Below are 7301 nucleotides of genomic sequence, written 5' to 3' on the forward strand. Positions count from 1 at the left end.
TCTGCACAACTAAAACTTTATGGTGCTCTTCGGAGCCGAGCTGCGATTGTGCAGTGGTATCTTGAGGAGTTGGGAGTGCCCTATGAGTATATCTTGCTGGATATGAAAGCTGGAGAGCATAAACAGCCGGAATACCTGTCGATTAATCCCATGGCGAAAGTGCCAGCAATTGTGGATGGGGACTTCAAACTTTGGGAGTCGGGAGCGATTTTGGTTTACTTAGCTAATAAGTATGAAGAAACCCCTATTTCTCTAGAAGAACAGTCGGAGATTTTGCAGTGGGTGTTGTTTGCTAATGCTACCTTAGGACCAGGATTGTTTTTGGAAGATAAACGAGAGAAAGAAACGCCCCATTTGTTGAAGCCACTAAATGAAATATTAACCAATAAACCGTTTTTGTTAGGGGATAAGTTAAGTGTGGCGGATATTGCAGTAGGCTCTTATTTGGCTTATGCCAAAATACTGGTAAATTTTGATTTTAAAGAGTATCCAGCTGTTGCTGATTATGTGATGCGTTTGTCTGAACGTCCAGCTTTTAAAGAAACTATTGGTAATCGGTAATTGGGAGATAGGTAATCGGGAGTCGGGAGTCGGGAGTCGGGAGATAGGCAAACACTCCCTATGTTTACCATAAACTAATAAAGATTATGTGAACTAAATTTAAAGTTTTAGTAAATTTTTGTAACAACTCGTTATAGTCGCTTCTGAATAGTTTTGATAAAATAAGGCTGCTACAAAAAAATTCTATAATTCCAATCGGCGATGACCAAAGCCAATTCTGGACTTTACTTTGCTCTGATTCGGTGCGAGCAGGCTTGGGAGTATTTAGATTGCCCAACAAATTCTTTATCTAAGGAAAAAGCGTTAGAAGTTTTATCGGCTAGGGATGCTCTTCAAAAGGTATTGAAAACTCAGGATCCAGTTGCTGTGGATATCCTATCCCAAGTGATGGTGCTGGATGCAAAGTTGAAGGAAAATCCTGGTAGGATCCTGAAAGTTATTAACTTGGCTGACTGTCGGGAAAGTTTGCCCGCTCCCCCTCAGGATTGGTGGTGGCATTTAGACCGCAAACAGGTTAACTGGTTAATCAGAGGGCTGACTGTAATTACTTGGACCGGTAGCTTAGGGCTATTGGCTAATATTGCTAGTCGGTTTCTAACTGGAGGAGTCGGGGTTTTGGGCGCTGCAGCAGTGGTTTTTCCGAGTTTATTGACCTTGCTGAAAGCTAAGAGTGAATTAACCGAAGCTGGACGAGAAGGGCTGGAAAAACTTATCGCTAAATTAGGCATTCCCCAATACCATCAAGAAGGAGCAAAATTTGGCTCTCTTGTCGGTTTGGGTGGGCTATTACTGGGGTTTTGGTTGGCTTTGCCCTTAATTTCTGAAGCTTACAATGATCAAGGACAGAAAAACCATGATCACGGAGAGTTGGGCACAGCGGAAGAGAATTACTTGAGAGCGATTGCTTTGAATCCCGATAATGTGGATGCTCACTACAATTTGGGCAATCTCTATGAGGACTTGCAGCAGTTTGATAAAGCCCGCACCGAGTATCTGCTAGCAGTGAAAGGGGATGTGCCAGAAGCCTATAATAACTTGGCTCGCTTGTTGATTAAAAAGAAGGAATATCCCCAAGCAGTAGCTCTACTTAATAAAGGTCTTTTAGAAGCACAGAAGCAGGATAGCTTTCCTGAGGTTAAGTACAACTTGTTTAAAAATATAGGATGGGCGAAGTTTCAGCAAGGTTCAGATCTAGATCCTGAGGCAGAGCAGGCACTAAAAACTGCAACAGGTATTGCCAGTAACCCAGATGTTGCTAAATATTTGTCGAATCGGGGGTCAGCTTATTGTTTATTAGCCCAGGTGCTACAACGGCAGAAAAATCCTGGAGCTATCCAACAGTGGCAGCAGTGCTGCCAGTTGGCTTCTACTCTCAATCCTGATGAAGATACTTGGTTACATCTAGCTCACAAGAACTTAAAGAAGGCAGGAAAATCATGTCAGCAACCTTAAGGTTGAAAATTTTAGCAGGAGTCATACTTAGTTTTATTGGGCCTGGGTTCGTTTCTCCTGCTTGGGCAAACCCAACAGTGTTAAATTTTATCTCGGACATTAAAGGCGATGTCAGGCTCAAGCGGAGTGAATGGAACGACTATCAAAAAGCTAATTTTGGAGATTTACTCCATCCTTCTGACCAGTTAGAGCTTAGTGCTGGGGCATCGGCTACGGTTATGTGTGACAACTCCAGAGTTTGGGTCGTTCCGGCGGGAAAAGAGTCCCTGGTGTCTGATGGTTGTGGTTCACGACAGCCAAGGGAAAGGCGACCGAACAACCGTCGAAGTCCTTCTCGCGCCCCCAATGAGACGATTCCCTACATTATCAGCCCTCGGAATACTACTCTAGTGACTAACCGCCCGATATTACGTTGGAATGCAGTTCCTGGGGCTACTCGTTATACGGTTCTAGTACAAGATGCTGGTTTAACATTGGACTGGAAAACGGAAACGAGCAACACAGAAATTGACTATTCCGGTCCTCCCCTACAACCAGACTCCTATTATCTTGTCACCGTAGAGACCAACACAGGAAAATCGTCTGAAGAAGAACAGGGAGCTGACCTGAGTTTTACCCTGTTGGATGCCCAAAGCGCTGAATCACTGAAAACCGAAGTTGCCCAATTAAAACAACAGCTAAAACAACAGCCATTAACCCAAGAGGCAGAAGGGCTAGGGTTAGCTTATTTGTACCAACGTTATGACTTGAATGCGAAAGCCATAGAGTTACTAGAAGGGTTGGTGAAACAGGAAACTCAGATAGTAGCAGTTTACCAACTATTGGGAGATTTATACCAGCAAGTGGGATTGAGCCAGCAGGCCAAAAGTCCTTATTTACAAGCGTTGGAACTAGCTAAACAAACAGAAAATGTAGAAGGACAAGCAAAGGCACAAGTAGGATTAGGACAAGTAGAAGGCAAGAAAACTGAGGCAATAGAGTGGCTAACCCAAGCACAAACTAATTATCAAACCTTAGGTGATCAGTCGAAAGTTGAGGAGGTACAGCAATGGATAAAAGATTTGCAGTAAAACCTGGTCAAAGGTTGGGCAGATCTCACCGATATCATCTGGGATTAATCCTGTTGCTGTGCCTATCTTTCTGTTCGGAAACCCTCAAGGCTCATCCCCAACCCACTGACCTAAACTCATTCCCCCAACTGATCGCCCAAACCGACACCCGTACCCAAGCGCAAGAACTTTCTGATCAGGGGATGGAATTATTTCAACAAGGGACAGCCGAATCACTACAACAGGCAATTACCAAATGGGAAGCAGCACTCCCTTTGTGGCGTGAATTAGAGGATAAATCTCAGGAAGCTTTTACTTTGCTTAGGATAGGTTTTGTTTACAGTAATTTAGGATTTAAACAAAAAGCCCTTGAATACTACAATCCAGCATTATCAATCTATCGAGCAATTGGAGATCGCTCACAGCAAGCGGTAACCCTCAACAATATTGGTCTTGTCTATGATGACTTAGGAGAGAAACCGCAGGCATTAGACTACTACCACCAGGCTTTACCTTTACGGCGGGCAGTGGGCGATCACGCTGGAGAAGCTCGTACCCTCACCAATATTGGTCTTGTCTATGATGACTTAGGAAAGAAACAGCAGGCATTAGAGTACTACCAGCAGGCTTTACCCTTATGGCGGGCGGTGGGCGATCACAAACAGGAAGCAGTAACCCTAACCAATATTGGTCTTGTCTATGATGACTTAGGAAAGAAACAGCAGGCATTAGAGTACTACCAGCAGGCTTTACCCTTATGGCGGGCGGTGGGCGATCACAAACAGGAAGCAGTAACCCTCAACAATATTGGTAAAGTCTATTCCGACTTGAGGGAGAAACAGCAGGCATTAGAGTACTACCAGCGGGCTTTATCCTTATCCCGGGCGGTGGGCGATCACAAACAGGAAGCAGTAACCCTCAACAATATTGGTAAAGTCTATTCTGACTTAGGAGAGACACAGCAGGCATTAGAGTACTACCACCAGGCTTTACCCTTATCAAGGGCGGTGGATGATCCCAAAGGGCAAGCAGCAACCCTCAACAATATTGGTAAAGTCTATTCTGACTTAGGAGAGAAACAGCAGGCATTAGAGTACTACCACCAGGCTTTACCCTTATCGCAAACGGTGGCCAATCCCAAAGGGCAAGCAGTAATCCTCAACAATATTGGTCGTGTCTATGATGACTTGGGGGAGAAACAGCAGGCATTAGACTACTACCAGCAGGCTTTACCCTTATCAAAGGTAGTGGACGATCACGCTGGAGAAGCTCGTACCCTCAACAATATTGGTCTTGTCTATGACGCTTTGGGGGAGAAACAGCAGGCGTTAGACTACTACCTCCAGGCGTTACCCTTATGGCAGACGGTTGGCGATCGCGCTGGGAAAGCTCGTACCCTCACCAATATTGGTGCTGTCTATAATGACTTAGGAGAGAAACGGCAAGCATTAGACAACTACCATCAGGCTTTACCCTTATCCCGGGTGGTGAGTGATCGCGCTGGGGAAGCTCGTACCCTTAACAATATTGGCTTTGCCTATGATGCCTTGGGAAAAAAACAGCAGGCATTAGACTACTATCGTCAGGCGTTATCCTTATCGCAAGCAATCCGCGATCGCGCTGGAGAAGCACTAATCCTTTACAATATCGCTTTTTTGCAAAGAAGTCAAGGCAACCTGCAAGCCGCATTAACTCCTATACAAGACTCTATTAGGATTATCGAAGATTTACGCACTAAAGCATCCGTCAGTCCCGAACTCCGTCAAACCTACTTCTCTACCTTACAAGTTGCTTATCAATTATACATTAGTTTATTGATGGAACTCCATCAACAAAACCCCTCGCAAGGCTACGATAAAAAAGCATTTCACATTAGTGAACGTTCCCGGGCTCGAACCTTATTAGAATTACTCACGGAAGCCAATGCCAATATTAAAGAAGGTGTAGACCCCCAATTATTAGCTGATGAAAAACGCTTACAAGGTAAACTTGATGCTACTGAAACACAACGCCTAGAGATCTATAACAATCCTAATAGTACAGATGAACAAAAAACAGCTATTGATAAACAACACAAAACTATCTTAAAAGAGTATGAAGACTTAAAAAATGATATTCGTGCTAAAAGTCCTAAGTATGCAGATTTAAAAGACCCCGAACCCCTCACCTTAGAACAAGTTCAACAGCAAGTTTTAGATCCAGATACGGTTTTATTACAGTATTCTCTAGGCAGAGAAAAGAGTTATCTCTGGGTTGTTACTAAAGAAGAAATGAGCAGTTATGAACTTCCGTCCCAGAAAGACATAGAAAAGCGGGCAAAAAACCTACTGCGGGCTATCAAGCAAGGGAACCCGAAGATTTTGGCTAAAGCCGTGCCTTTACTCAGTCAAGTTATTCTTGACCCTGCTAAGGATAAATTAACCAAAAAGCGGATTGTAGTGGTGGCTGATGGCGTATTACAATACATTCCTTTTGCTTCCCTTTCCGTCTCGGAAAATCAACAACCCCTAATTACAAACTACGACATTATCAACTTACCATCTAGTTCCAGTTTAGGGACGATTCGCCATGAGACTCAAGCCAGAAAATCTGCTCCCAAAGGTTTAGCGGTCTTGGCAGATCCCGTCTTCAGTATCGATGATGAACGGGTAAAAAATGGCAAAACTAATGTTTCTCAACCGGAACCCTCGGATTTAGGATCACTTGCCCTTCAGCGTTCAGTAAGAAACTTAGAGGAAGGCTTTGACTCCCTACCTGGCACTCGCCAAGAAGCGGAAGCTATCCTTAACTTTATCCCAGAAGACAATGAAAAAACCTCGGCTTTCGACTTCGATGCTAATCTTACTGCTGCGACTAACCCTGAACTGAGTCAATATCGCATCGTCCATCTTGCTACCCATGGCATCCTCAATACTGAGTCCCCAGAATTATCAGGAATTGTACTATCCTTGGTGGATGAAACAGGAAATTCTATCAATGGTTTCCTGAGACTCCATGAAATTTTCAACCTCAAACTTCCTGCTGAGATAGTGGTGTTAAGTGCTTGCCAAACGGGAGTGGCTAAGGACATCAAGGGAGAAGGGCTAGTAGGACTAACCCGAGGATTTATGTATGCGGGTTCCCCTCGGGTATTGGTGAGTTTATGGAAAGTTGATGATGAAGCCACAGCAGAAATTATGACTCGATTCTATCGGTTGATGTTGAAGAAAAAATTATCACCAGCTGAGGCTTTGAGAAAGGCTCAGTTAGAGATGCAACAGGAAACTGAGTGGAAGTCTCCCTATTATTGGGCTGCTTTTGTTCTTCAGGGAGAGTGGAATTAGGGTGTGGGGTGTGGGGTGTGGGGTGTGGGGAATGGGGAGTAGGGAACAGGGAGCAGGGAGCAGGGAGCAGGGAGCAGGGGGTAGGGAATAGGGAAAAACCAATTTAAATGGGCATCAGCATACTGGTTCTGTCAAAGCGATCGCTTTTAGCGGAAGCTTCGCTTCATCGCGTAGCGTGGCTGTAGGCCAATCCCATACTGGTTCTCAAAAAGCGATCGCATACTGCTTCTCAAAATAGCGATCGCATACTGCTTCTCAAAATAGCGATCACATACTGCTTCTCAAAATAGCGATCGCATAGTGGTTCTCAAAAAAGCGATCGCATACCGGTTCTCAAAAAAGCGATCGCATACCGGTTCTCAAAAAAGCGATCGCATACTGGTTCTCAAAAACGCGATCGCAATTTTATGTGCTGCTGACCAATTTAGTGTGTCAGTGCAACAGTTTTTTTGAACCCCTTTGGTACTTACCACCCTTAAAATCCTTACCACCCTCTTAGAAATAGCGACAATGTCTTGATGCAGTCGCTCATGGGGGAAACCCCCAAGACCGCGCTGCATCGCTGCAACAGTTTTTTTTACACCTTTGACTTTAACCACCCTTAAAACCTTTACCACCCTCTTAGAAATAGCGACAATGTCTTGATGCAGTCGCTCATGGGGGAAACCCCCAAGACCGCGCTGCATCGCTGCAATAGTTTTTCTAACCCCTTGCATCTTCTTGGAATTTGTGTTAATATAACAGTATCGTTAAAGCAATAGTTTTGCCGCCATGATGATTTCTACCGCCCAAGCCGCTGAATTACTAGGTGTTTCTGCCACTCGCGTCCGTTTCCTGCTGAGCAAGGGCAGAGTTAAGGGGGCTTATAAGGTGGGTAGAACTTGGGTGATTCCTCTGTTTGACGGTATGCCGGTGG

6 protein-coding genes are annotated in these 7301 nt (G+C 44.6%); 5 read left to right on the top strand and 1 reads right to left on the bottom strand.

Features of this window, described 5'->3' with window-relative positions; genetic code table 11:
• The 4 genes from F6K38_RS31925 to F6K38_RS31940 all read left to right on the top strand — a co-directional run.
• The coding region (locus F6K38_RS31925; protein WP_287359072.1) for a glutathione S-transferase family protein at positions 1-561 on the top strand (561 nt) is incomplete at its 5' end.
• A 201-nt stretch (positions 562-762) separates the two neighbouring features.
• Positions 763-2013: a tetratricopeptide repeat protein gene (locus tag F6K38_RS31930; protein ID WP_287359074.1), complete on the top strand. Its 1251-nt coding sequence runs from the start codon at positions 763-765 to the stop codon at positions 2011-2013.
• Complete coding sequence (locus tag F6K38_RS31935; RefSeq protein ID WP_287359077.1) at positions 1998-3083, top strand: tetratricopeptide repeat protein; 1086 nt, start codon at positions 1998-2000, stop codon at positions 3081-3083. Before F6K38_RS31930 ends, F6K38_RS31935 begins: the two co-directional genes overlap by 16 nt.
• The gene (locus tag F6K38_RS31940) at positions 3062-6385 is read left to right on the top strand and encodes a CHAT domain-containing tetratricopeptide repeat protein (RefSeq protein ID WP_287359080.1); all 3324 of its coding nucleotides are present in this window, start codon (positions 3062-3064) and stop codon (positions 6383-6385) included. The genes F6K38_RS31935 and F6K38_RS31940 overlap by 22 nt, the downstream gene beginning before the upstream one ends.
• Positions 6386-6744: 359 nt before the next feature.
• On the opposite strand, the gene F6K38_RS31945 is transcribed toward F6K38_RS31940, so the two are convergent.
• On the bottom strand, positions 6745-7101 hold the full coding sequence (locus F6K38_RS31945) for a hypothetical protein (protein ID WP_287359082.1): 357 nt from the start codon (positions 7099-7101) through the stop codon (positions 6745-6747).
• Positions 7102-7156: 55 nt separating this feature from the next.
• Between F6K38_RS31945 and F6K38_RS31950 the strand changes: the two genes are divergently transcribed.
• Positions 7157-7301 (top strand): helix-turn-helix domain-containing protein (locus tag F6K38_RS31950; RefSeq protein ID WP_287358789.1); only part of this gene is annotated, 145 nt, incomplete at its 3' end.

It is taken from the genome of Moorena sp. SIO3B2, from assembly GCF_010692525.1.
Lineage (GTDB): Bacteria > Cyanobacteriota > Cyanobacteriia > Cyanobacteriales > Coleofasciculaceae > Moorena > Moorena producens.